At 38.9% G+C, this 22,349-nt stretch carries 23 protein-coding genes; 11 read left to right on the plus strand and 12 right to left on the minus strand.

Annotated elements, in window-relative coordinates:
* Positions 1–205: 205 nt before the first annotated feature.
* The 8 genes from ruvX to IBX42_RS05855 all read right to left on the minus strand — a co-directional run bounded on the left by ruvX (position 206) and on the right by IBX42_RS05855 (position 7,920).
* Positions 206–604 (minus strand): Holliday junction resolvase RuvX, encoded by a 399-nt coding sequence (gene ruvX / locus IBX42_RS05820; protein WP_294930184.1) that lies wholly within the window; start codon positions 602–604, stop codon positions 206–208.
* Positions 604–1,944 carry a tRNA uridine-5-carboxymethylaminomethyl(34) synthesis GTPase MnmE gene (gene mnmE, locus IBX42_RS05825; RefSeq protein ID WP_294930187.1) on the minus strand — a complete coding sequence of 447 codons (1,341 nt, stop codon included), beginning with the start codon at positions 1,942–1,944 and terminating at the stop codon, positions 604–606. The genes ruvX and mnmE overlap by 1 nt, the downstream gene beginning before the upstream one ends.
* A gap of 3 nt (positions 1,945–1,947) precedes the next feature.
* Positions 1,948–2,862, minus strand: a complete 915-nt coding sequence (locus IBX42_RS05830) for a Jag N-terminal domain-containing protein (protein ID WP_294930190.1) — start codon at positions 2,860–2,862, stop codon at positions 1,948–1,950.
* Positions 2,855–4,465, minus strand: a complete 1,611-nt coding sequence (yidC, locus tag IBX42_RS05835; RefSeq protein WP_294930193.1) for a membrane protein insertase YidC — start codon at positions 4,463–4,465, stop codon at positions 2,855–2,857. The genes IBX42_RS05830 and yidC overlap by 8 nt, the downstream gene beginning before the upstream one ends.
* Positions 4,459–4,794, minus strand: a complete 336-nt coding sequence (gene yidD, locus IBX42_RS05840; protein WP_294930196.1) for a membrane protein insertion efficiency factor YidD — start codon at positions 4,792–4,794, stop codon at positions 4,459–4,461. The genes yidC and yidD overlap by 7 nt, the downstream gene beginning before the upstream one ends.
* Positions 4,787–5,140 carry a ribonuclease P protein component gene (gene rnpA, locus IBX42_RS05845; RefSeq protein WP_294930271.1) on the minus strand — a complete coding sequence of 118 codons (354 nt, stop codon included), beginning with the start codon at positions 5,138–5,140 and terminating at the stop codon, positions 4,787–4,789. The genes yidD and rnpA overlap by 8 nt, the downstream gene beginning before the upstream one ends.
* Positions 5,128–5,262, minus strand: coding sequence for a 50S ribosomal protein L34 (rpmH, locus tag IBX42_RS05850; protein WP_294930200.1), 135 nt, complete (start codon positions 5,260–5,262; stop codon positions 5,128–5,130). Before rpmH ends, rnpA begins: the two co-directional genes overlap by 13 nt.
* A gap of 81 nt (positions 5,263–5,343) precedes the next feature.
* Complete coding sequence (locus IBX42_RS05855) at positions 5,344–7,920, minus strand: AAA family ATPase (protein ID WP_294930203.1); 2,577 nt, start codon at positions 7,918–7,920, stop codon at positions 5,344–5,346.
* 143 nt (positions 7,921–8,063) lie between these two features.
* On the opposite strand from IBX42_RS05855, the gene IBX42_RS05860 reads away from it, so the two are divergent.
* Positions 8,064–8,741, plus strand: a complete 678-nt coding sequence (locus tag IBX42_RS05860; protein ID WP_294930206.1) for a nitroreductase — start codon at positions 8,064–8,066, stop codon at positions 8,739–8,741.
* Between the two features lie 54 nt (positions 8,742–8,795).
* Here IBX42_RS05860 and IBX42_RS05865 read toward each other — a convergent pair whose 3' ends face one another.
* Positions 8,796–9,626, minus strand: a complete 831-nt coding sequence (locus IBX42_RS05865) for a peptidylprolyl isomerase (RefSeq protein WP_294930209.1) — start codon at positions 9,624–9,626, stop codon at positions 8,796–8,798.
* 84 nt (positions 9,627–9,710) lie between these two features.
* Here IBX42_RS05865 and nth point away from each other — a divergent pair, with 84 nt between their 5' ends.
* Both nth and IBX42_RS05875 read left to right on the plus strand, forming a co-directional pair.
* Positions 9,711–10,352, plus strand: coding sequence for an endonuclease III (gene nth / locus IBX42_RS05870; protein WP_294930212.1), 642 nt, complete (start codon positions 9,711–9,713; stop codon positions 10,350–10,352).
* A 3-nt stretch (positions 10,353–10,355) separates the two neighbouring features.
* Positions 10,356–10,628: a hypothetical protein gene (locus IBX42_RS05875; RefSeq protein ID WP_294930215.1), complete on the plus strand. Its 273-nt coding sequence runs from the start codon at positions 10,356–10,358 to the stop codon at positions 10,626–10,628.
* Between the two features lie 286 nt (positions 10,629–10,914).
* Here IBX42_RS05875 and cmoA read toward each other — a convergent pair whose 3' ends face one another.
* A complete protein-coding gene (gene cmoA, locus IBX42_RS05880; protein WP_294930218.1) occupies positions 10,915–11,622 on the minus strand; it encodes a carboxy-S-adenosyl-L-methionine synthase CmoA in 708 nt (235 codons plus the stop codon).
* A gap of 10 nt (positions 11,623–11,632) precedes the next feature.
* Positions 11,633–12,706, minus strand: a complete 1,074-nt coding sequence (fbaA, locus tag IBX42_RS05885) for a class II fructose-bisphosphate aldolase (RefSeq protein WP_294930221.1) — start codon at positions 12,704–12,706, stop codon at positions 11,633–11,635.
* 113 nt (positions 12,707–12,819) lie between these two features.
* Here fbaA and IBX42_RS05890 point away from each other — a divergent pair, with 113 nt between their 5' ends.
* The 8 genes from IBX42_RS05890 (at position 12,820) to IBX42_RS05925 (ending at position 18,856) form a co-directional block, all read left to right on the plus strand.
* Positions 12,820–13,497, plus strand: coding sequence for a hypothetical protein (locus IBX42_RS05890; RefSeq protein WP_294930224.1), 678 nt, complete (start codon positions 12,820–12,822; stop codon positions 13,495–13,497).
* Positions 13,478–15,151, plus strand: a complete 1,674-nt coding sequence (locus IBX42_RS05895) for a flagellar assembly protein A (RefSeq protein WP_294930275.1) — start codon at positions 13,478–13,480, stop codon at positions 15,149–15,151. The genes IBX42_RS05890 and IBX42_RS05895 overlap by 20 nt, the downstream gene beginning before the upstream one ends.
* A 244-nt stretch (positions 15,152–15,395) precedes the next feature.
* Positions 15,396–15,635 (plus strand): XRE family transcriptional regulator, encoded by a 240-nt coding sequence (locus tag IBX42_RS05900; RefSeq protein WP_294930227.1) that lies wholly within the window; start codon positions 15,396–15,398, stop codon positions 15,633–15,635.
* Between the two features lie 4 nt (positions 15,636–15,639).
* Positions 15,640–15,873, plus strand: coding sequence for a hypothetical protein (locus IBX42_RS05905; protein WP_294930229.1), 234 nt, complete (start codon positions 15,640–15,642; stop codon positions 15,871–15,873).
* 94 nt (positions 15,874–15,967) lie between these two features.
* The gene (locus IBX42_RS05910; RefSeq protein ID WP_294930233.1) at positions 15,968–16,252 is read left to right on the plus strand and encodes an HU family DNA-binding protein; all 285 of its coding nucleotides are present in this window, start codon (positions 15,968–15,970) and stop codon (positions 16,250–16,252) included.
* A gap of 149 nt (positions 16,253–16,401) precedes the next feature.
* Positions 16,402–16,941: a peptidylprolyl isomerase gene (locus IBX42_RS05915; protein ID WP_294930236.1), complete on the plus strand. Its 540-nt coding sequence runs from the start codon at positions 16,402–16,404 to the stop codon at positions 16,939–16,941.
* Between the two features lie 90 nt (positions 16,942–17,031).
* Positions 17,032–18,681 carry an inorganic phosphate transporter gene (locus IBX42_RS05920; protein ID WP_294930239.1) on the plus strand — a complete coding sequence of 550 codons (1,650 nt, stop codon included), beginning with the start codon at positions 17,032–17,034 and terminating at the stop codon, positions 18,679–18,681.
* Positions 18,682–18,706: 25 nt separating this feature from the next.
* Positions 18,707–18,856: a hypothetical protein gene (locus IBX42_RS05925; RefSeq protein WP_294930242.1), complete on the plus strand. Its 150-nt coding sequence runs from the start codon at positions 18,707–18,709 to the stop codon at positions 18,854–18,856.
* A gap of 73 nt (positions 18,857–18,929) precedes the next feature.
* On the opposite strand, the gene IBX42_RS05930 is transcribed toward IBX42_RS05925, so the two are convergent.
* Positions 18,930–22,346 (minus strand): molybdopterin-dependent oxidoreductase, encoded by a 3,417-nt coding sequence (locus IBX42_RS05930; protein ID WP_294930245.1) that lies wholly within the window; start codon positions 22,344–22,346, stop codon positions 18,930–18,932.
* Positions 22,347–22,349 lie beyond the last annotated feature (3 nt).

Here is a 22,349-nt window from a genome sequence, read left to right on the forward strand (position 1 = left end):
AATTTCCTTTGTGTTTGTCCTCTATACAGTTTGCAAATAAGCGATTACTTTTCAAATTACACCCCAGTGAATGAATCTCCACTTTTTACAACCCTGTTGCTCTTTCTCGCCCTAGCGCTCCCGCGTTGGAGTGTATGCTTTTGCCTCTTTAGCCTTATATGCATTCCCGTGTAGAGCGCACAAACGAGAGAAAGGGGATATAGTTCTATACATTTTTATTTTTTGCCAAAAACCTCTGCAAGATTATCATAGCAGAGATGGAGTCGACACGTCCGTCACGAATCTGCTTTATCTCGCCCTTCATCATGCTCTCTGCCTCTTTTGAGGAGTTGCTCTCATCTTGAAAAAAAATCTCGCCCTTAAAATCTACCAGATTCATAAAGTGCGCGACGCGGCGCTTCATCTCATCCTCGCTGCTTCCGCCCATCGGTATACCGACTACTACGGCATTAACTTCCCATTCGTCAAGAACTTTTTTGACATCTCTTGCCGCTTGGTCTCTGTTTTTCCGCTCTACTGCCTTTAGAGGAGTGACCAAATCTTTATGCGCGCTATATGCCAAACCTATTCTTTTTAAGCCCAAATCTATAGCAATATACTTCATTATTTCCCTAGACAAAAAGAGCCGAACATCTTGTCAAGCATCTCATCGTTCTCAAAAGGTCTTGTTATAGATGCCATCTCTTTTACAGCTTCATTTAGATGAAACGAGAATATTTCAAGCTCCTGATCATTAAGCGGCTCAAACGCTTCGTCAATGTTTTTAAGGGTGTTTTCTACCGCCGCTATCTGTCTTTGCGATATAAGCATCATCTCATCTGAGGAATTTGCTCTGTTCATGATATCTTCAAGAGATTGAATCAACTCATCAACGCTCTCTTTTGTGTTAAGCTCCATGTCAAACGCTATATCCAAAGTCTCGAACTTCGGCTCTAAATCCACCTTGTTTTTTACATACAAAACATCTTTGGCTTTGGCATATGACTTAACAAGCGAGATTATCATCTTATCCTCTGCATCGGCTTCTCTTGAGGCGTCAAAGAGAGCAACTACGATATCGCTCTCTTTTATGGCTTCAAGTGAGCGCTCTATCCCTATGCGCTCTATCTCATCGCCTGCTTCGCGAATACCAGCCGTATCTACTATACGGATAAGGTGTGTGCCTATCTTAACCTGCTCTTCTATCGTGTCTCTTGTCGTTCCTGCGATATCGCTTACAATCGCACGGTTATAGCTTAGCAATGTGTTTAGGAGTGAACTTTTGCCGACGTTTGGCTTTCCGATGATTGCTACTTTAAACCCCTGCATAAGTCCCTCTCTTGCCCTGCTTGCAAGAAGAGTCGAGGAGAGTGACTTTTTGAGTTCTCTTAGTTTTGCCTCAATTTGCTCTACCAAATCCTCAGGCAAATCCTCCTCTGCATAGTCTATGCTCACTTCGGAGTAGGCAAGTATATGTATAATCTCATCACGGATTTTCTCAATATACTCTTTGAGCGAACCCTTCATCTGACGAGCCAATATTTTTGCCGCGTCTTCGCTTTTTGCTTCTATGAGCTGTGCAATTGCTTCGGCTTCGCTCAAGTCAATTCGACCGTTAAAGAAAGCTCTTTTGGAAAATTCGCCGGCAGTTGCAAGTCTGGCTCCATGTGCGATGGTAGCCTTGAGTATGCTTTGTGCAACTATAAAACCGCCATGACACTGTATCTCTACCACATCTTCGGCTGTAAAAGAGAAAGGTGCTTTGAAGTAGATAAGTATTGACTCATCTATTAGCTCGTTATTAAAGTCATAAATAGTGCTTAGAGTTGCATATCTTGGGGAAAAATCTTGCTTGAGGGTAAGTTTTTTTGCTATTTCTAAAGCTCTATCTCCGCTTATGCGGATAATTGCGATAGAGCCTATGCCATTTGCTGTTGCAATGGCACTTATGGTATCTTCACTCATCTCTTAGTTGTGGTAATCATTTATAATGATAAATTTAAGTCCCTCACGCGTAGAGCGGACGGCTACATATTTGTTTGGGTACTTATCACGAAGCTCTTTTAGTGCGATTTGGATTAAAACACCGTCAAGTATTTTCGTCTGCGCTCTGCCGTCTCTTTCTACGTTTTCACAAACGCCAAGAAGATATCTTGCTACAGATTCCTCTTGATTTTTTAAAAACTCTGCGATTTCCAGACGTAGCTGAAGTTGATATTTAGTGTTTATCCAGTTGAAAATCATATATGAGAGCGCTTTGTATCTGTAACCCTCTTTCCCTATAAGAAGTGCTGCATCTTCGCCTTTAAACTCTACAAGAAGTGTAGTTTCATCATAAGCGCTTACCTCTATCTTGTCAATCTTAAAGCAAATCTGAGCGAAAAGCTCATTGATCTCTTTTTGTACCTTTTTAGCAACTTCAAATGCGTTAAAAACTTTAGCAGAGCCAGACTCTTTCTTCTGTTCCTCCTCATCCTCTTCATAATCGGCCGTATAGTTAATATCCGCCATATCATAATCATCATCGTCTTGCATGCTGACAAATGACTGAGGCATAATCGTATCATTGATTATGTTGTGAGAAGGTTTTTTACTCTCTTTTTTAGGCTCTGTTTTTTGTACTCTCTTCTCTTGTGGCTTATACTCAGGCTTCTCTTTTTTTACAGCTATTGTTTGCGCCTGCTTCTCTTTGCTCTCTTTGTTTTCTCTGTTTTCTTGTTTTTTCTTAGCGGCAACGATTATAGCACTCTTCTTAAAGAGCCCCATAAAACCGTTGCTTGGACTTTGAACAATCTCTATAATAAGCTCGCTCGCTGAACACTCTAAAGCAGCTGCGGCATCTTTGCACGCTTGCTCTAGAGTGGTTGACTCTATCTTAATCATCTGTCTTCTCCGCATGCTTATGCGTTGCAATTTCTGCTTCTTTAGCATTTTTAAACTGCTGATTTACAACAAACTGCTGTGCGATAGAGAACAGATTGTTTACAAACCAGTAAAGAACCAATCCTGATGGGAATGTTAAGAAGAAAAATGTAAATATTATCGGTAAAAACTTAAATATTTTCTCCTGCATCGGATCCGTAAAGTTACTAGGCGTGAGCTTTTGCTGATAGTACATTGAAGCACCCATTAAAATAGGAAGAATAAATGTTGCATCCATTCTAGAGAGGTCATCTATCCAAAATGCCCACTCGGCACCCTGAAGTTCAACAGCGTTTAGAAGTACGCGGTAGATTGCAAAAAATACAGGAATCTGCAAGATCATTGGCAGACACCCTCCAAGAGGATTTGCTCCATGTTTTTTATATGTATCCATCACGGCTGCGTTCATTCGCTGCGGATCGCCTTTGTACTTTTTCTGAATCTCTTTTATATGAGGAGAGAGATCCTTCATCTTCTGCATAGAGACCATGCCCTTATACGTTAAAGGATAAAGCACTGTTCTGATAATGATCGTAAGCGCTACGATAGACCAACCCCAGTTACCAAAAATACCATGCAGCCATGATAGTAGTTGAAACAACGGTTTTGATGCAAATGTAAACCACCCATACTCAATAGCATTTGTCAAAACAGGCTTTATGCTCTTTAGAGTTTTGTACTCTTTTTGCCCAATATAGCCGCTAAAAGACATATTTTGAAGTGCTTCAAAATAGATAACTGGATCATCATTTTTGTCTCTCTCTACAATGATATTGGTATCTTTTGTAAATCCGTACATAATTGTCGCAGAGTATTGATCAAATGCAGAGATAAGCTCAACACCGCTAAATGTTTTTCTTCCTGCCGCATCGCCATCTTCTATGATGGTCACTATCTCATCATCTGTATAGACCATTGCACCCGAGACAGTCATCATCTGCTCTGTAATACGCGGTCTTTGCCCTAAATAGACAAAATATTTCTTATCCTCAGAGAGCGAAATTTTTACATCGTAATGTCCGTCTGCAAAAAAGAGAATCTCTTTTGTAACTCTTAGGCTAGGAAGTTCCTGCGTCAATACGACTTTTTGAGATCCGTCTTTTAAAGAAATTTCAGAAGTTGTCGTTTTATATGGCACTTTAGAAGCTTCATCGTTTAAGTTTTGATCTAAAAACCTGATAAAAAGAGGCTTAGGTCCAGCGTCGGGAATGAGCTGTGCATGCTTGTCATCTTTGTCGTTATATTTGTCTTGAAGCAACACTTTTGAAGAGATACGCCCCAATGTATCCAGCTTCATTATGAAATTATCACTCGTTATAGTAACTAAAGTGCTCAAATCATTTGCAGCCATCTTTTCATCATTTGAAATCTCATGACTTACGACATCTTCTACTTTTGTTGCCACAGACTCGGTAGAGGATTGTGATGTTTGAGTGTTTGTCTGATTATTTTTTGCACTCTCTATCTCCTCAGGTGGAAATATAAGCGTATACGCTACGAAGAACAGGATTGAAAGCACTACTGCTATCATTAATCTTTGATTTGGTGTCATTTTATCTAACACGGTCTACCTTTAAATGAAAAATTTTTTATGATATAAAAACGGTTTTTTTTATTTGGAACCAACCAATATTTTATAGAATCAACCCCTATCTTTGCAGGCTTTAATGAGAGTTTGTCAAGCAGTGGATACTCGATGCCACCTTCAAAAAATTGATTACAACGGAGTATTCTAGTAAAAGTGTGGTAAAAAGCACTTGAAATGGAGTTGTTTTCGAAGTTTATTCTTGCATATTCACTGCAAGATGGGTAATATCTGCAACTACCGTATCCAATAAGCGTAAAAAACTTCTGATAAAGCCATAAAAACTTAAGTAAAAACTTCCTAAACATCAAGCTCTTTCTTTGTCGTATTTAAACGCTTCAAAATCTTTTGAAAATCATTTTTTAGTTGTTGGTGGGCTGCTTCATTAATTGCTTGTTTTGCTACAAAAATATATGTACCATCTTTGAGAGAGGGGGAGAATTCACGAAAGAGAGCTCTAAGTCTTCTTTTAGCTCTATTTCTCTTTACGGCGTTGCCTATTTTTTTGGTAGCCGTAAAACCCACTTTATGAATCTCATTCGCGGGAAGAAAAAAAAGCACTATGCTATCCGAGTGCGCATCTTTTCCTTTTCTATATACATACTGAAACTCTTTGTGGAGTTTTAGTGTATAGAAATTTCCTAAACCGACAATTTTTTACGACCTTTAGCACGACGACGGTTAATTATACGACGGCCATTTTTTGTTGACATTCTCAATCTGAAACCATGAGTTCTCTTTCTTGGCGTGTTATGAGGCTGGTATGTTCTTTTCATGACATATCCTTCTTTAAAATTAAGTTTGAAATAATATAAGAAAGTTACTTAAAGCGTGGTTAAGGTTTGCGCTTGGTGACATTAAGATATTTTAACCTTTATCTCACCTTCTTCAAAATCAAACTCCACATGTGAACCCTCTTCTACTTTGCCCTCTAAAATGAGCTCTGCAAGTCTGTCTTCAACTATCTCATAAAGAGCACGCTTAAGAGGTCTAGCTCCATATACCGGGTCAAATCCTGCTTCGGCTACATAAGCTTTTGCATTTTTGCTTAGAGTCAAAGTTATATCTCTTGAAGCTACTTTTCGTGCAATCTCACTGAAGAATATATCTACTATTCCCACTATCTGCTCACGTCCAAGTGCGTTAAAGATAACTATATCATCCAGCCTGTTCAAAAACTCTGGTTTAAATGCCTGCTTCAACTCGCCTAAAACCATCTCTTGAAGCGTATCTGAATCTTGATTGTTGATTATCTTATCGCTCGCGATATTTGAAGTGAGTATTATAATAGTGTTTGTAAAGTCAACCGTGACACCTTTGTTATCAGTTAATCTTCCATCATCCAAAACCTGCAACAAAATATTGAACACATCAGGATGCGCTTTTTCAACCTCATCAAATAAAATGACGCTGTATGGTTTTCTTCTTACCGCTTCAGTCAGTTGTCCGCCCTCTTCATAACCCACATATCCCGGAGCCGCACCGACTAAGCGAGAAACTGAATGTTTCTCCATGTATTCGCTCATGTCTATTCGCACCATAGCATCAGGAGAGTCAAACAGAAACTTTGCCAAAGTTTTAGCCGTCTGCGTTTTTCCCACACCGGTAGGTCCTAAAAAGAGAAAACTTCCAATGGGCGAGTTGCCGCTAGAGAGTCCCGCTTTGTTTCTTTTTATAGCGCGCGCAACTGCATGTGTAGCCTTACTTTGCCCCACAACCTCTTTGTTTAGCTCCTCTTCAACATTTAAAATCTTATCTTTGTCGGCTTGGAGCATCTTCTTAACAGGAATACCCGTCCATCTTGAGATGATGGAAGCAATCGACTCTTCATCAACGCTGTTTTTAAGAAGCGTCCCCTCTTTTTGCAGTTTTTCCCAACTCTCGGTAATCTCTTTTTCTTGTTTTAAAAGCGCAGGAATCTCGCCATACTCTATCTCGGCAGCACGGTTAAACTCTGATGAACTTTTTGCAATATTGGCTTCTCTTCTTTTTGCCTCAATCTCATTTTTGATACTTGAAATTTTTCCAAAAACCTCTCTCTCATAAGCAAACTGTGCCTCTAAACTTCTCACTTTCTCCTCAACGTCTGCAAGCTCTTTTTTAATCTCAAGAAGGCGCTTTGTATTTGCGGGAGTATCTTCCATTTTTAGAGCCTCTTGCTCAACATGCAGCTCAGAACTCTTTATCTTTGCATTGCTCAGAGCATGCGGTTCGGACTCTATCTGCATCTTAAGTTCAGCCGCCGCCTCGTCTATAAGGTCGATTGCCTTGTCAGGCAGAAATCTGTCTGCTATATATCTGTCGGAGAGTTTTGCCGCGGCAACTAAAGCGCTGTCGGTAATAGTTACATTGTGGTGCATCTCTAAACGCTCTTTGATACCGCGAAGTATCTGTAGCGACTGATTTACGCTCGGCTCATCAAGATTAATCGGCAAGAAACGTCTCTGAAGCGCCATATCTTTTTCAAAATATTTTCTATACTCTTTTAACGTAGTCGCCCCTATGGTGTGAAGCTCTCCGCGCGCAAGTGCCGGTTTTAGGATATTTGCCGCATCCATGCTCCCCTCACTTGCTCCTGCTCCTACAATAGTGTGAATCTCATCTATAAAAAGTATAATGTTGCCGCTCTTTTTTACCTCGTCAATAACGGCTTTGAGCCTGTCTTCAAACTCGCCTCTATATTTTGCACCGGCAATCAAAGAACTCATATCAAGCGCTATTACCTTTTTGTTCTGCAGAGATGTCGGCACTTTGCCGTCACTGATTCTTTGAGCCAAACCCTCTACAAGCGCTGTTTTACCAACACCGGGCTCACCTAGCAGCATAGGGTTGTTTTTGGTTTTACGGATAAGTATCTGCATCATACGGGTAATCTCTTCATCACGCCCGATTACGGGAGAGAGTTTCCCCTCTTTTGCTTCTGCAGTTAAATCTATCCCATACTTCTTAAGTGACTCCAGCGTCTCATCCGAGCTCTGAGACTCTATCTTCGTATTGCCTCTTGAAGCCTCTATATTTTTTGCCAACTCAGATATATCGCTATACTTTTTTAGCAGAGTGAAAAACGGCTCATTTTTCAGATTTGCCAACAGATAGGTATCCACAGCTAAAAACGAGTCTCCATTCTTTGTCATAAGTCCGATGCCGTCCTCAAGTGTCTGAACAAAGTTTTTAGAGATTCTTATGCTCTCTTTTGAGACGGTTGAGGATTTAGGAAGCTTTTGGCTTATGCTCTTTACATCAAGTTCAATTGCCACTTTGTCAATATTCATTTTGTTAAGCATCTGATTCAGTACGGAGTTTGAGTTAGTGAGCTGTGCCCACAAAAAGTGTATCGGTTCTACCTCTTGGTTTTTGTTATATAGAGCGAGCGAGAGCGCCGACTCAATAGACTCTGTCATATTGTTTGTAAGTTTTTCAAATATATTATTCATTTATAAATTCCTTTTTTATATTTTGACGATTATTATATCGAGTTGAGTGATGTCTTGTCAAGTCTTCTTAGTCTTTAGCCATAATGATGTCTTTTAATTCAATTTATATTATAATTCCGAAAAAGTTTTACTTAGGATTATATATGTCAACAATTATCGATGCCATCGTAAATCGTTCATCAAAAAGAGCCTTTTTGCCAAAACCGGTGCCGCGAGAAATTCAAGAAAAAATTTTAAAAGCTGCTGCCATGACTCCAAGCGGAGCAAATATGCAGCCTTGGATTACATATGCCATAAGTGACAATAAGGTCTTAAAAAAGATTGGCGATGCAATAATTGAGAAAATGAACAGCGGCGTAGAAAATGACCAATTTATCCAGTACTACCCACTAAACTGGAAAGCTCCTTATAAAAAAAGAAGGGTAGAGACAGGAGTTGGACTCTACACTTTAATGGACGTAGATAGAAAAGATATAGAGACAAGAACAAAGATGTGGCATGATAACTTTAGATGGTTTGGCGCACAAAGTGTATTTTTTGTCTTTACGGATAAGTCCATGATAGATGGTGCGCAGGGAGCACTTATTGACTGCGGCGCATACATGCAAACCATTATGCTCGCAGCTAGTGAATTTGGTATAGAGAGTTGTCCGCAAGGCTCAACGACAGAGTTTGGAAAAGTTGTAGCAGATGTGCTTGAAGTTCCACAAAATCTTGCATTTTTATATAGCATCGTTCTCGGCTATGAAGATAAAGATGCAAAAATCAACACCTACAAGCCAAGAAGAGCGGAGTTAGACGACAACGTTATTTTTATATAAAACGTCTTCTATCAACATATAAGTTGGAGATAGGAGAATAGATAAATAAAGTGTTTATTTGATCTGTGCTTTTTTCTCTAGCTCTTTCATCTTCTCAAGCATTACATTTTTAGCTTTTTCGACTTTTAGTCTCTGCTCAATTGCCGCTTTTACTTCAGAGTAGTTTCTAGTTGTTTTTGGTTTTTTGTCTTCAATATAGATGACATGATGCCCAAACTGCGTTTTTACTGGTTCTGTGGTGAATTCTTTTTCTTTCATAGAAAACGCTTTATCATTAAACTCAGGTACCATTTGTCCCGTTGAGAAGTAGCCAAGGTCACCGCCCTCAGGAGCACTTGCACAAGTTGATTTCTCTTTTGCAATCTCCATAAACTTGTTTTTAAGAGCATCACCTTTTAGAGGCTTTAGCTGAGCAATAATGCTCTTAGCATCACTCTCTTTCTCTACAAGTATGTGACGCGCTCTCACGCTCTCATCTTCAGCAAACTCCTCTTTATTTGCATCGTAGTAATCTTTCTTCTCTTTTTCAGAGATAGCTATCTTGTCGAACTCTCTTTTTTGCCAAACCTGAATAGCAACCTCTTTTTTAATTCTATTGGTCACCTCTTCGTATCTCTCTTTAAAATCAGCTGCCTCTAAAAGTCCTGATTTTTTAGCGTCATCATAAACAAGTTCTTTTGCTATTAACTGCTCTAGCACCTGTTTTCTGAATTCTGACTGCTTTTCAGGAGGAACCTGATTAAGCCTTCCCTGTGTCGCAGTCATAAGCTCCTTATCTACATCTTCTTGAGTAATAGCGGTGCCGTTCACCGTTACCAAGGTTTGAGCCATTGACATTGTCGATACTATAGCTAATGAAGCTACCAATCTTTTTACTGTTTTCATCATTCTTCCTTATTTATTAAAAAAATTTTAGTTAGTTAATACTAATGATTATTAAACAGAGCGCATTTTGTATATAATTGCGTCATGAAAAAAGCCACAAAAGAAGAAATTAAAGAGATTCACGACCTTTTTATAGAAAAATATAGCGACGCAGTCACCGAGTTAACGTATAAAAACGCATATGAACTGGTTATTGCGGTTGCACTATCTGCTCAATGTACCGACGTAAGAGTAAATCTTATCACGCCATCTCTCTTTAAAAAGTATCCAGATCCAGAAGCATTGGAAAAAGCTGATATAGAAGATGTAAAGTCCATCATTAACAGTTGTTCATTTTTTAACAACAAAGCAAAAAATATTATAGCAATGGCAAAAAGAGTCGTAGGGGTTTACGGCGGTAAGATACCAATGGATGAAAAAGAACTTATAACACTCGCCGGAGTGGGTCAAAAGACGGCAAACGTGGTCATGATAGAGTACACAGGAGCAAATCTAATGGCGGTCGATACACACGTTTTTAGAGTCTCTCACAGACTGGGTCTTAGCGATGACAAAACGGCAACAAAAACAGAAGCGACTCTTGTCAAAAAGTTTAAAAACAATCTCCGTACGCTTCATCAGGGAATGGTGCTTTTTGGACGCTATATCTGCAAAGCAAAAAACCCAAAATGCGACGAATGTTTTTTAACACAATACTGCAAAACAAAAGAGAGTTTCAAGGTTTAAAAAATGTGGATTAATTTTTGCTTGAAAACAGCTATGACAAAATATTTACTCATTATATCAGCTCTGTTTATCTTCTCTGGGTGTTTTAATAAGCACGGCGTATCGCTGAAATACTACAGCGATTGCAAAGAGTATTATGACCTTCAAGGCTACTACCACAAAGAGTGCGGTGAGGATGACATTATCACCTATAAAAAGCTTGGCAAAAAAGCAGATGAAGCCGTAGAGTATGTAGTAGGAGCCGAAGAAGAGAAGCCAAAAGGGAATGTCTGGTAAGGCACTGATGTTACGCACTAAAACAAGCTAATGCGGTTTTCACGAAGTGAAAATGTTTCTTTAGAAAAACGAACAAGTCCGTTTTTCTAAAGAAACTTCGTTTTGTGGCAGGGACAGATGTCCCTTGCAACCCCCTACAAGTTTTTCGAGATTTACAATACTAACGACGAAATATGAAGTAATTTACAAAAACCCTATAAATTAAAATTACAAAATAGTTCTAGGCAATTTGACGAAATGTACTCCCGTACATTGAGTTAAATTAACGACGAAATATGAAGTAATTTTACTTTATAGCTATGAATGTTGCGAAGTTTGCCCAGCGGAAGACCACCTCACAGTGTGAGAAACCGCAGTTTTTCGCCATTTTAATATTTTCATCTTCGCTATATGGCACCAAAACATTCTCAAGTGCTTCTCTCTTTTGCATTATCTCATACTCAGAGTAGCCCTGCTCTTTTTTGAAGTCGTAGTAGCACTCAATAAGATCTTTGTTTAACTTAGGGTGATGTGAAATAACCTTCTCGCTAAAGATAAAAATACCCTCTTTTTTGAGTGAAGCAGATATCTTCTTTATAAGCTCTTCACGAATCAGCGGGCGGATAAACTGCAGTGTATAGTTGCTGATAAAAAGGTCGGCTTCTTTATAATCGTATTCCAAAATATCAGCATTTTTAAGCTCTATATCTGCCTTGAACGCTTCGCGCTTCTTTCTCGCCTGCTCCAGCATCGCTTCTGAGTTGTCAAGTCCCACTAACGTTGCTCTGTTTTTTAGTTTTCTGCTTATGCTTATCAGAAGCGTTGCGGTTGAGCAGCCCAAATCATAAGCTACGCCGCCATCTCCAAGCTGTTTTAGAGCAAAAAATTCTGTAATCTTCTGCGACTCCCCATAAAAAGGCACACTTCTTTTGAGCATGTCATCAAAGACGGCTGCAACCTCTTCATCGAACTCAAACTGTTTTTTTATCGGTTTTGCAAATACTTTATCATTCATTATGATTTGGCTAATTTCTGCCTATAGCATTTAGGTCAGAAAATGCACTCTCGACTCTTTGAATCAGAGTCAACTGACCGGCTCTGAGCCATTTTCTAGGGTCATAGTAGTTTTTGTTTGGCTTATCTTCGCCCTCTGGATTTCCAATCTGACCTTGGAGGTAATCTCTGTTTTTCTCATAATACTCTTTGACGCCTATCCATGTAGCCCACTGTGCGTCAGTGTCGATATTCATCTTGATTACGCCGTAGCTTATAGCTTCACGAATCTCTTCCGGAGTTGAACCTGAACCGCCGTGGAAGACGAAGTTTACCGGCTTTTCTTTAGTGCCGAATTTTTCTTCTATGTATTTTTGAGAGTTATCCAAAATTTTTGGAGTAAGCACTACATTTCCGGGTTTATATACACCGTGAACATTACCAAATGAGGCCGCTATTGTAAAATGAGGCGAAACTTCGCTCAGCTCTTTATATGCAAATGCTACATCTTCAGGCTGTGTATAAAGCAAAGAGTTGTCAATGCTTGAGTTGTCTACGCCATCCTCTTCTCCGCCGGTAACGCCTAACTCTATCTCTATGCTCATGCCGATTTTGCTCATTCTCTGCAGATATTTTTTACATATTGCCACATTCTCATCTAGAGGCTCTTCAGAGAGATCTAGCATGTGAGAAGAGTAGAGAGGCTTGCAGTTACTTTTGTAGTGGCTCTCTCCGGCATCAAGAAGAGCGTCAATCCAAGGAAGAAGCTTTTTTGCTGCGTGGTCTGTATGTAAAATAACAGGGATTCCGTACGCCTCTGCCATCATGTGAACATGGATTGCACCCGAGACTGCACCTGCTATAGCCGCTTTTTCTTTCTCGTTACTTAATCCTTTGCCGGCATAGTATGACGCTCCACCATTGCTAAATTGAATAATCACGGGAGATTTTACTTTTGCTGCAGCTTCTAAAACACTGTTTATAGAATCAGTTCCAACAACATTGATTGCAGGAATGGCGAAACCATTCTCCTTGGCATATTGATAAACTTTTTGCACATCATCACCAAACAATACACCCGGCTTTACAATATCTAAAACACCCATTATTAAACTCTTTTTATAAAATTTGTTCCCAATTATATTACAGGGTTCATTTAAAATAACTTTCGTAAAACATTATTATGCTAAAATATCCGAAAAAATAATCGGGATTTCAGATGAGACTAACGGTAGATGAATATTGTAAATACTTTAAAATGTCCAAAGAGATGGTAACCTCGAAGATTAGAGCAAAAAAACTAAACTATATTATCGAAGAAGGTAACACATATATTATAGTTACAAGAGAGTCGCTTGAGCGGGACAAAAGAGAAGAGATTCACGAAGAAAAAGAGAGCGTCCCAAGAGATGAGAAGCAGATAGCAAGGCCTAAAATTACGGTGGCTACGGTTCTCGCACTTTACCAAAAAGAGAACAACTTTCTAAAAAACAAGATAGCTCAGCTTGAAGCAAAGATAGATAAACTCATAGATGACAAAGAACAGATGCTTCGTGCGGAGAGAGACAAAATAGAGCAGATATATAGCTCCAAAGATGCACAGCTCAAAAACATCTTAGAACTTGTAAACAAAAAAATGCAATTTGAGCAGGAAACAACCACTATACATGAAGTAGAGAGCTTTAACCATCACAACAAAATGGTGCATCCCCACAATCATGAGGTAATAGAATTAAAAGAGTATCTAAAGCTCTTAGATCTTAAATCATCTCAGAGAAAAATTATAAAAAAACGATTTTTAGATGCCTATGACAATGATGTAAGAGTGATACACAAAGACGGAAAGCTCTACCTTGATTTTTCAAAATACGACTATAGTGACCTGCTTGCTTATTAAAAAATTTAAAACTAAAAATATCAACGCCACTATAGAGAAGTTTGCTGCGCAAAATGATCGCTTAGCACTAGAGTTCTCATTTAATATAAACAGCGTTGATACCTACATAAAAACAGTTGCGGACGACACCTTTGTCTTATATACCGAAGACATCCACAGCTACTACAAAGATCACGAGAAACTAGTTAACGAACATGTTAGAATCAAGCAGATCTATACAATTACGGTAAAAGAGACCCCTAAAAAGACAGTTAGACTAAACTACAATATCAACTTCTCGGACAATGATGTGTCCCCTGTAATAATTCTGCATCCTGAGTCACAGATTCCTTATAAAAAATATCAGCCAAAAGAGATCTACCTGCTTCTGCTAAAAGAGCTCAACAATATAAAAGCACTCAACGGAATTCTGATAAACATATTTGATACGCAGATGAAGGGGAAGCTAAAAGCATTTGTAAAGTACCTCTACAGTGGCAAATTTGTAAACAAAGTGAAGATTCCTCTCTTTAACGGCGTTGAACTGGAAATAAGAAGAAACAGCAAGCTTGTAATGCGCTTTTTACAAAAAGAGACAAACCATCAGGTGATTGAAGTCGATGAGGGTGAAGTCTTGGTTGATTTTATAAAACCAATATTTGGCAAAAATGGGCTTAATGCTTTTGGAGAGATTGTTGATAACGTCTATTCAAAAAACAGCGAAGACCTAAAATGCCATGTAGATAAAAAGAGCATTGATATTATTGAAAATGATGATAAAAAAATCTATAAAAGTAAAATAAAAGGCTATGTCCACTTTGATAAAAACAACTTTTATGTTGACAACAAGATCAAAATGGAGCATCTCTCTCGTGTTCAAGATTCAGTAGCAAAAGATGAAGACAACAATATAGAAGTCATTATCTCTCAAAACGACACCTCTTTGGACAGCCTTGGAGAAGGTGTTGAGCTTACCTCTGAGACGATTCATATAAACGGGCATATCGGTGCAAAGTCAACCCTTAAAGCCGTAAACCTTACAATAGACGGCGCAACACACAAAGACTCAACGCAAGAAGCAAAGTTCGCTACAATAAACAGACACAAAGGCAGACTTAGATGCCACAGTGCAAAAATAACGCTTTTGGAGGGCGGTGAAGTGCATGCAACAAACGTTGAGATAGAGAACTCTCTTGGCGGCACCGTCTATGCAGAGAACGTAACCATAGAAAATGTGAAAAACAACCTCAAAGTTTATGCATCCAACTCAATTACCATTAAGCGTGTCAGCGGAGAGGACAATCTCTTGAAGATAAGCTACAAGGATATTCCTACACTAAACAGCAAATATAATTTTTTAACTCAAGAGATAGATGAGCTAAAGTACAAACTTGAAGGAGCGCTAAAACACACCCCCTCAAGCGTTCCTCTCTTAAAAGAGCAGATCAATAAACTAAAAATCCAGCAAGATAGCATAGTAAACGGTGTTAAACATGCAAAGATAAGCGTAAAAGAGGCTTTTAGGGGTCTAAATACAATCTCTTTTGCTTTTGCAAATGGCGAAGAACTTACCTTTAAAACACAAGAGATATCTTATGAGCCCTTTTATATAGTTGAGTCTGGCGACTTTTTTACTCTTTACCCTACCCAAAAGAAAATTTTAATAGAAAAATAGATTTCAACCTCCTTTCCCTCCGTACTTCTCTTTTTTTTAAACTGTCAATTTTTTATTTTTCTCTACTTAAGAATTAATTTTTTATGCAAATAATATACGGAATTCCGTGCTTATAGATATATATATATGCTGTAAAATATATTATACTGCTTAATTAATATATTTTACAGCATATATTACAATTTATTATGTATTTTAGTTAAAATTAAATGTACATTTAAGTATTTATTTCGTACAATCTTGTATGCAAATCAACGACCTGTTTAATATTCTTCATAACTCTTTAGAGTCTCAAAACAATGGAAAGAAGATATCTCTTAAAGATATGGCTGATTCATTTGGGATTTCTATGCGTACATATCAGGATTGGAAACTTGGTCGAGCCAAGCCGCAAGCTGCTATTGTTGTTATGGAGATGCTAGGCAGACTAGAAGACGATGAGATCATTAGGGCTGTAAGAAAAATAAATAAACTTAAGGATTAAGATTATGAGCACGCTGACAAAACAAGAAAAAGATGCTTTAGAAGATGTGTTTCTATCTATACATACAGGTAAAAACAGGTATCAAAAGATAAGAGAATTATCCTCTTTTATTATAGCAAGTGACATCAGCAGCGTTGTGTCTAAACTACTCAAGCGTGCAAAAGTAGGACTAAAAAAGAGAAAAAGTTCATATTTTTTATCATTTTTAGATAAAAAGAAGAAATCTTTAAGCAAATAAACTATAAAGTGTCTATAGCTGAATTACATAGCTTTAAAATTATATTTTGAGTTTTGTAGTTTCGGAAAATCTTTATAAATTCAAGGGTAGATTTATGAATAAAGCTCAATTCGTTGAACTAGTGCAAGCAAGTGGTAATTACAAAACTAAAGTTGAAGCTGAAGCAGCTATCAAAGCATTCACAGATGCAGTAGCATCTGCATTAGTGAAAAAGGAAGATGTTTCTCTTGTTGGATTCGGAAGCTTTAGTGCTTCACTACAAAAAGGAAAAAGCGGTAAAGTTCCTGGTACCGACAAAACTTATACTACAAAAGATAAGATGGTTCCTAAGTTTAAAGCCGGCAAAGGTCTTAAAGACCGCGTTGCTGCCGGTAAATAAAACCTCATTTTGTCGCAAATTTCTTTTTGCGACAAAACTTCTTCTAAAACACACTGTTCTAAATAATCTTTAAAACAAAACTCTTACAATCCTTTTTAAATTTCAATAAAATATAGATACAATATAACCATCATACAAAAGGAGACAAAATGAAAAAAATTCTAATTGCGTTATTTATGCTTTTTTCCATAAATCTTAGCGCCCAAAGCAATGAGCCGCATGTTGTTTTAGAGACTACACAGGGAACAATCGAGCTTAGACTATTCCTGAGTATCGCTCCATTGGCGGTAGAGAATTTTTTAACACATGTAAAAAATGGCTATTACGACGGTGTTGTTTTTCATCGTATTATTAGAGATTTTATGATCCAAGGCGGAGACCCTACAGGAACAGGCAGAGGCGGTGAGAGCATCTGGGGGGAAGATTTTAAAGATGAGTTTACAAACAAGGTGTTTGATAGATCCGGTATTTTAGCTATGGCAAACAGAGGTCCTCACACAAACGGCAGTCAGTTCTTCATAACAACCGCTCCAGCTCCATGGTTAAACGGAAAACATACTATATTTGGTCAAGCAACAGCACAATCAATTGCTGTAATAGATAAGCTTCAAAGTGTTGCCACAAATGGTAGATCGGGTGGAGATAGACCGATAGAGGAGCAAAAAATTATAAAAGCGCATATCAAGTAAACACTGATATTTCTCTATTAAATGATAGTATGTAATTATTCTATAATTAATTTTACAATATAATGCCTCCATTAATAAAAGGCTATTTTTATGGAAATTCGTACTGTCGATAAAATTCAAAAACAGGCACTAAAAAAGAGTGCAGCAGATTTTACAAGGCTCGGTTTTGCCCTATTTTTTATGATAGGAGTTTTGACTTTTAGTTTTTTAAGCAACGGCGGCGTCTCTAATAACCTATTTTTAGCTATAGCAGCGCTTATCGGTGCGTACATGGCTATGAACATAGGGGCTAATGATGTTGCTAACAACGTCAGCCCTGCCGTTGGAGCAAAAGCGCTTACTTTAACAACTGCTATTATTATCGCTGCAATTTTTGAAACGGCAGGTGCGCTTATTGCCGGCGGCGATGTTGTCAAAACTATTAAAAACGGGATTATTGACATCTCAGCTTTTGGCGGAAACCCAGACCCCTTTATATGGGCTATGATGGCGGCTCTTCTTGCAGCTGCGCTCTGGCTAAATTTTGCCACAATGATGAGAGCACCTGTATCTACAACCCACTCAATAGTCGGTGGAGTAATGGGTGCCGGAATTGCGGCAGCAGGAGTAGGCATAGTCAACTGGGTAACGATGGGTGGTATTGTTGCATCCTGGATAATATCTCCTGTTTTGGGAGGGGTTATTGCTGCGGCGTTTCTCTTTGCTATTAAAAAATCAATTGTCTTTCAAGACGACAAAATAGAAGCTGCTAAAAAGTATGTCCCTATTTTTGTTGCTATTATGTCCTGGGCTTTTGTTACTTATCTTATACTCAAAGGCATGAAGCATATTTGGTCAAAAATATTGGAGCTTCTCAATACCCTGCCCTTAATATCACTTGAGATTACAAAAAAACCATCTTTTGCAACAGCTTTCATAATAGGTTTAATTGTTGCCTTTGTTGTTTACATGTTTGTAAAAAAAAGAATCAACTCAAACACAACTACTCTTCAAAATACAAGAGAATCCGTAAATACACTCTTTACCATTCCTCTTATTTTTGCAGCTGCTATGTTAAGCTTTGCCCATGGTGCAAATGATGTTGCAAATGCAATCGGACCATTGGCGGCAATTAATGATGCTATTGTAAGTGGAGGAGTATCATCAGCGGCATCTATTCCACTCTGGGTCATGGCGGTGGGAGCACTAGGTATCTCTCTTGGTTTAGCCCTCTACGGTCCCGGTCTAATTAAAACTGTAGGAAGTGAAATAACAGATCTTGATCAGATGAGAGCTTTTTCTATAGCAATGGCTGCTTCCATTACCGTCATAATAGCCTCGCAGTTGGGCTTGCCTGTTAGCTCAACTCACATAGCTATTGGAGGTGTTTTTGGTGTCGGCTTTTTAAGAGAGTGGCTCTACGCTAAAGATGAAAAAAATCATACGGTTGAGGATGATATTATTTCCATAGAAGATGAGAAGTTAACAAAAAGCGCTTATGAACATGAGTTAAAAGCGCTCGATCAAAAAGATGAAAAATCTCAAAGCGACTATACAAGAGTTGCTGAGCTATATAAACTTATAGCTAATGAAAAAAAGATTATAAAATCAACTAAAAAAAGCATCAAAAAAGCTCAAAAGATTCAATATGTAAGAAGAGATGCAATTAAAAAAATTGTTGCGGCATGGCTCATTACTGTGCCTGCTACAGCAGTACTTGCCGGTATGCTCTTTTTTACAATCAAAGGAATTATGCTTTAAATAAAGCTGTTAATTGATGAACCTTATGAAGCACAAACTTATAACTCAAAGATATGGCGTTTCCGTCTTTCCTACTACTATTATTTATGATAAAGATGGCAATGAGGCTTTTAGCGAGGTTGGTTATACTACAACTATTGGATTATGGCTTAGGATGTGGATAGCCGGATTATAAAAGTTTTATAGCTCTACTGCAATAAGAAGCAGTCAGAACTAAAGCATAAAGCCTCATAAGAGGCTTTATAACGCTACTTGCTTATCTTAACAGCATATGCTTTATGAGACAGAGGCACCCATGGGCGTTTAATGTGTTCTGGACGACGAAGTGTAGAGTTTTCATCTAAACCACGAGTCAGTTGATCTCTCCAACCCTCATAAACTTTGAAGTTGTTATCATAGTTTACAAATATATCGCCTATCTTATCACCAGCTTGTGCAGGCTCTAAAATAACTTTTTGGTGCCAGCAGTGCATACCTGAAATCGGGTCAGGGTGCGGAGCAGCTACGGCATTTTGCCATGAACCGCTAAGTCCATCCCACCAGATATTTGCACTATCTTTGTTGTAATCTGCAAATCTGTCAGTGTGGAAAGGCTTGATACCCTCAACATATTTGAGTTTACCTACTTTTCCATCCATCTGAAGCTCAGCAGTAGGTACACCGAAGCTGTTTAAGCCGCCATTTCCGTTGTAGTCTTCAATCTTGATCTGTGCACCCTCTTTACCTGCATTTTCAGGTGAGTGAGCCATAAATTTAGGATCGTTCATATTTCTAACAACCGGCTGAGAATCAACTTTTCCATCTGTAACGCCGTTAGGAATACTAACAGAGTTGACGAGTTTCCAGCGTCCTCCGTGGTGTGAACATGCAAGAGTTCCCGGTAAAACACCCTCTGTTGGAACAGCCATAGCAACAAAATAACCTGACTCCAGTCCTGTTAGGCTATCTACAATTCTAACACGTATTGCATCGCCGCGCTTAAAGCCTTGGCGTGCAGCATCTGGAGTTGAGATCCAGATAGGGTCATGATTTTGAGAAATCTCCATCAAGTGCTTAGAGTTTGCAGAACGTGTATGAATATTATATGGCAATCTAAATACTGTATTTAATGCATACGAATCTTTCTCACTCATAAAAGAGTGGTTTACATGCGAGACAATATGAACCATCTCTTTTTTCTCTTTCTCATTTCTCGGATAGAATGGAATAGCATATTCAGGCCATTTCCAGTCATCAGCAAGCCACTCACAGAAAAAGTCAAGTTTCTTATCAAGTGTTGCAAAACCTTCCATCTTTTTACCGTCAATCTCAATACCGATAGATTGTTTCTTACCGTGAGACTCTGCACTCATAACACCTGTTCTCTTGTCGATAGTAACATCTTTTTTGCTGTATTTATGCCCATGAGAAATATAGTTTTGACCATCATCAATTACTTCACGTTCTTGTGCAGAGTAGATATTGTTCTCCTCCATCCACGCACCGTGATCTCTCATATACTCATATACAGGAAATTCTGAGTTCTTATATCTCTCATCAGATGCAGCAGTTGCTTTAAGGTTTGGCAAGTTATCGCCAAACGCCGCATCATACCACTCAGCAATAGTAACAGGCTTGCCAGGATTCTTTTTGGACTCCCACATTGACTTGATAGTTTTAGTTTTTGACTCATCTAAATAGAGCTCGCCCTTTGGATCTATGTAGTTAACACACATATCGAACCAGAACTCATTCTCTTCCCAAACTTCTCCAAGACCAGCTTTTATATGAGCTTCTAGAGTAGCACGGTTAGGGTTTTTAGGCTTCCATCCAGCTTTTTCTAAAGCAACTCTCATAACAGGCTGACGGAAAGATGTCCAACGTGCAGGCATTGTAGCTTCTGAGTGCTGATCGTGTCTCTCACCCGCAAGACCAACAGGAAGAATATAATCTACATACCAGTTAGTCTCCGACCATACAGGAGAGAGGTTCATGGTAAGTTCCATCTTAGACTCATCTTTTATCGTATCTATCCATCTAAATCCATCCGGATTGATCCATACAGGATTGTACATACGAGGAATCCAAACTGCAAGTTTCTGTGGAACATTAAGACCTCTGTCAATCCATTTCTTCTGCCACTTCTTATCTGCAAGAAGGTGCGGTAGAAGGTAAGATAGTTCATAAGTCGAGAGAGGCCATTCAGGCGGCCATGAAAGTTCGTTATAAACATCGATTTTTGGAACATCTGCTCCACGTTTACCTTGACCTATTGTTGCGCTTCCGCCTTTTCCACCGACAGATATAACGTGCCAGCGGTGAAAGAACGTACCACCCTCAGGTCCGATAGCTCCACGAAGGGCTAGTGAAAGGTAACCTGTACGACCACTCATCCATCCACCGCGGTTTCCTGCAGCTGCCGCTCTCCAGAAATATGAAGAGATAGAAGTTCCAGCCCAGATAAACATATCGTAAAGTTTCTCTAGCTTGTATGCAGGGACATGTGTCTCTTTAACCGCATAATCTAGAGTAAAAGGAGAGTATAGCTCTTTTAAAACATCCAAGAATGTATCAAAATCATCGGCATCAGGAACTTTAGAGATATACCCTTTACTTACCATGAACTCCAGATATTTTTTGTTATCTAAGAAAACTTCCCAGTTTAACCATCTTCTAACGAACTCTTTATCTACTTTACCTTCACTCAACATTCTTTGAGCAAGGTAGAGATATATAACAGGCTCCGTTCCAGGCCATGCTGCAATCCAAAGATCTGCCATACCCGCAGAGTTTGAGAGACGAGGATCCATAACGACCATCTTCGCACCCTTAGCTCTAGCATCTGCAATAAATGATGCAGACTGCTGAAAGTAGTGACCTGCATCAGCTGCATGCGAAGAGTTAAGGAAGATAAGTTTCGCATTCGCCCAATCCGGAGAAGTTCTATCATCATTTGCCCACTGGATAGTAGGAGTACGACCACCCGAACTACAGATGTTTGTATGAGAGTTAAAACAGTCTTGACCTATAGTAGACCATACCTGACCCGTAAATCCGTTCTCATTTGGACGGCCGACGTGGAACATACATGATTTTTTAGAGAGCTCATCACCTACTGCGATAGCATCATGCATCTTTTTACCGATTGTAGTCATCGCCTCATCCCAAGTAGTACGGATCCACTTACCTTCACCACGAGCAGAACCAGGAGCACGCTTTAGTGGAAATGCGATACGATCAGGATCATACATCTGAGATTGAGTAGCATAACCTTTTGCACAGTTACGTCCACGTGAAGCAGGATGCAGTGGGTTACCCATATACTTTTTAACTGTAAATGTTTTTTTATCGATCCATGCAGTTAAACCACAAGATGCCTCACAGTTTGAACATGCGGTAGGAACGATTGCATAATCATTAACTTCAATACCATCAGGGTTTGAAGCACTTCTTACGCCATGGCGATCTATACCGCCTCTTTTCCAATCATCTCCGTCTAGCTCTTTAAAATCATCCCATTCACTCATAGGAGGATAGAATGATAAAGCGTCCGGAGTGTTTGTAAATTTACTCTCACTGACTGAGTCAGCAATAGCATCAGCCGTAAACACACCCTTTGCAATTGAAGCGCCTGCTACTGTAAATGCGGCGCCTTTTAAAAATGTTCTTCTACTTTCTAAATACATTAA

The sequence above is a fragment of the Sulfurimonas sp. genome, assembly GCF_014859695.1.
GTDB lineage: Bacteria > Campylobacterota > Campylobacteria > Campylobacterales > Sulfurimonadaceae > Sulfurimonas.

Coding starts and splice junctions, on each gene's coding strand:
- ruvX (WP_294930184.1), bottom strand. CDS start 604: ATGAAGTATATTGCTATAGATTTGGGCTTAAAAAGAATAGGTTTGGCA.
- mnmE (WP_294930187.1), bottom strand. CDS start 1,944: ATGAGTGAAGATACCATAAGTGCCATTGCAACAGCAAATGGCATAGGC.
- IBX42_RS05830 (WP_294930190.1), bottom strand. CDS start 2,862: ATGATTAAGATAGAGTCAACCACTCTAGAGCAAGCGTGCAAAGATGCC.
- yidD (WP_294930196.1), bottom strand. CDS start 4,794: ATGTTTAGGAAGTTTTTACTTAAGTTTTTATGGCTTTATCAGAAGTTT.
- rpmH (WP_294930200.1), bottom strand. CDS start 5,262: ATGAAAAGAACATACCAGCCTCATAACACGCCAAGAAAGAGAACTCAT.
- IBX42_RS05855 (WP_294930203.1), bottom strand. CDS start 7,920: ATGAATAATATATTTGAAAAACTTACAAACAATATGACAGAGTCTATT.
- IBX42_RS05860 (WP_294930206.1), top strand. CDS start 8,064: ATGTCAACAATTATCGATGCCATCGTAAATCGTTCATCAAAAAGAGCC.
- IBX42_RS05865 (WP_294930209.1), bottom strand. CDS start 9,626: ATGAAAACAGTAAAAAGATTGGTAGCTTCATTAGCTATAGTATCGACA.
- nth (WP_294930212.1), top strand. CDS start 9,711: ATGAAAAAAGCCACAAAAGAAGAAATTAAAGAGATTCACGACCTTTTT.
- IBX42_RS05875 (WP_294930215.1), top strand. CDS start 10,356: ATGTGGATTAATTTTTGCTTGAAAACAGCTATGACAAAATATTTACTC.
- cmoA (WP_294930218.1), bottom strand. CDS start 11,622: ATGAATGATAAAGTATTTGCAAAACCGATAAAAAAACAGTTTGAGTTC.
- fbaA (WP_294930221.1), bottom strand. CDS start 12,706: ATGGGTGTTTTAGATATTGTAAAGCCGGGTGTATTGTTTGGTGATGAT.
- IBX42_RS05890 (WP_294930224.1), top strand. CDS start 12,820: ATGAGACTAACGGTAGATGAATATTGTAAATACTTTAAAATGTCCAAA.
- IBX42_RS05900 (WP_294930227.1), top strand. CDS start 15,396: ATGCAAATCAACGACCTGTTTAATATTCTTCATAACTCTTTAGAGTCT.
- IBX42_RS05905 (WP_294930229.1), top strand. CDS start 15,640: ATGAGCACGCTGACAAAACAAGAAAAAGATGCTTTAGAAGATGTGTTT.
- IBX42_RS05910 (WP_294930233.1), top strand. CDS start 15,968: ATGAATAAAGCTCAATTCGTTGAACTAGTGCAAGCAAGTGGTAATTAC.
- IBX42_RS05915 (WP_294930236.1), top strand. CDS start 16,402: ATGAAAAAAATTCTAATTGCGTTATTTATGCTTTTTTCCATAAATCTT.
- IBX42_RS05920 (WP_294930239.1), top strand. CDS start 17,032: ATGGAAATTCGTACTGTCGATAAAATTCAAAAACAGGCACTAAAAAAG.
- IBX42_RS05925 (WP_294930242.1), top strand. CDS start 18,707: ATGAAGCACAAACTTATAACTCAAAGATATGGCGTTTCCGTCTTTCCT.
- IBX42_RS05930 (WP_294930245.1), bottom strand. CDS start 22,346: ATGTATTTAGAAAGTAGAAGAACATTTTTAAAAGGCGCCGCATTTACA.